Consider the following 2,355-nt stretch of genomic DNA (forward strand, 5'->3'; position numbering starts at 1 on the left):
AAAAATATAGCTTTTCGACTTGGGTGATCAGCGGATTGCCCTTGGGCGAACTTTAGCGTGCTCGGATATTGAAACTTACAAACACGCTTGATAAATTCATGGATGGTGGCTATAATGAATATGGACGTGTGGTTAGATTCTGAGCTTGTGCTTCGCAAGCGTTGACAAAAATGGTGGGGACTTAGCTCTCATCAACTTCTCGGCGCATATGAAAACCTTTTGCGCCTTCTACGCGTAATGAGTAACCACACGTCCATTTTACTAAAGAGGTGACTCATGAAGAAGTTTTGCGATATACAGTCCAGAGATGACTTGGCAGATTTCCTCAAAATCAAAAGAAGTCACCTAACGTATGTGCTCTACAAGAAAAAAACCGATTCTTTCTACAGATCTTTTCAAATTCCCAAGAAAACTGGCGGGAATCGTCAAATACATGCATCCGTAGATGAATTGAAAATCATACAGTCTCGTCTCGCAAATAGATTGTGGGAATATCAAAAGGCTATTCGTACTGAACGCAACATACGGCAAAATATCTCTCACGCTTTTGAGAAGAAAAAGAATATCATAACGAACGCTCACATTCATCGAAACAAATATCTCGTTCTGAATTTGGACCTTGAGCATTTTTTTGAGTCAATCCACTTTGGGCGAGTGGTTGGATACTTCGAAAAGAATAAGGACTTTTCTCTTCCTCATGATGTTGCAATTATACTTGCGCAATTGACATGCCACGAAGGACATCTGCCTCAAGGCGCGCCAAGTTCTCCAATTATTACCAACCTAATCTGTCATATTCTCGATATGCGTATCTTAAAAATCGCAAAACGCTATAAACTTGATTATACAAGATACGCTGATGACATGACATTTTCTACGAATGATCGTGCATTTACCGAGCGCAAAGAAGCCTTCATGCACGACATAGAATCCGAGATATGCAAATCCGGCTTTACAATCAACCATCAGAAGACTCGAATGTCCCTCCGAGATTCAAAACAAAAGGTTACTGGACTTGTGGTAAATCAGAAGGCAAATGTCGACTCCGATTATTATAAGCAAACACGTGCGATGGCGCATCATCTGTATTCGAAAGGTTGCTTCGAAATAGACGGAACTGAAGGAACCATCGCCCAACTTGATGGTCGATTTTCGTTTATTGATCAACTTGACCATTACAACAACAAAATAGACGGAAAAAAGCATGGTTTTTGGCATTTCAGCAGCAGAGAGAATCAGTTTAAAAGGTTTCTATTTTACAGATACTTCTACGCCAACTCCAAACCTTTGATTGTTACAGAGGGGAAGACAGATATAAGATATTTAAAGGCCGCGCTTAAGAAGCTCTATTTGGAATATCCAAATCTCATCACAAAGGATGCCCATGGGAAGTTTTGTTACAAAATATCTTTTCTCCGAAAGTCCAAGCGGTTATCCTATTTTTTGAACGTAAATTCTGACGGTGCTGATACGCTGAAAAACATCTTTAACTATTATGTTGGTGGAATAGAGGGGTTCCCCAACTACTATGCGATGTTCTCAAAACTTGATGGTTCTTCCCCCAAACATCCCGTTATACTGTTGTTTGATAACGAACAGATAACCGGAAAAAGACCTCTATCCAAATTCTTAATACACGATAAGATTAATAAGGCGGAGAAGGACGCCTTGAAAAAGCAACTGTATACGCGGTTGGCTCAAAATAGCAACTTATATTTGGCAACTAATCCTCTTGTTGATGATATGCCAGAATGTGAAATTGAATTTTTATTTGATCAGGCAACCCGTGAGTATCAACTTGAAGGAAAAGTTCTTTGTCTAAAAGATGAGTATGATATCAATCGATGTTATGGTAAGGAGATTTTTTCTCGATATGTCTCTCAAAATTACGCGCAGATTGACTTTGGCAGATTTCGTGAATTACTGAATGTTCTATCGGATATAGTTAAGCAATACTAAGTCTAGTTGAGAAAGCAGTCCAGCTACTAGTTCATCTGGGATTTCAATGTTCTTGTACCGCTTGATCTCCTTGCCTTCTACCAGCAGGCATACCGGAAGCGCATCCCTCATTTTCGCCGTGAGCTTGCCCGTTTTCAAAGTTGGGTTAAGCCTAACCGGAGCAAAGACTGGGACATTAGTTCCGGAAAAAGACTCGTCAAATACGGCGGGTCTTTCTCTTTGCCTTCAAAATGAGGCCGGATATGGCATTCTTTCGAGAGATTTTGCAGGAATACACGATCCGGCTCACAGGTTATTTCCCTGCCCATATAATCCCAGCACCAGAGCGCGGAATGATGCACACCCCCAATGTAGAATGGAAATCCGAAGCTTTTTCCCTGGAATCTTTGGCCGTTG

1 protein-coding gene is annotated in these 2,355 nt (G+C 40.8%); it reads left to right on the plus strand.

Annotation, left to right across the window (positions count from 1 at the left end):
• Window positions 1-276: 276 nt before the first annotated feature.
• On the plus strand, window positions 277-1,959 hold the full coding sequence (locus ACH6CV_RS18010; RefSeq protein ID WP_456359603.1) for a retron Ec67 family RNA-directed DNA polymerase/endonuclease: 1,683 nt from the start codon (window positions 277-279) through the stop codon (window positions 1,957-1,959).
• Window positions 1,960-2,355 lie beyond the last annotated feature (396 nt).

It is taken from the genome of Anaerozeibacter quisquiliarum, from assembly GCF_051162045.1.
Classification (GTDB): Bacteria; Bacillota; Clostridia; order Christensenellales; family Aristaeellaceae; genus Anaerozeibacter; species Anaerozeibacter quisquiliarum.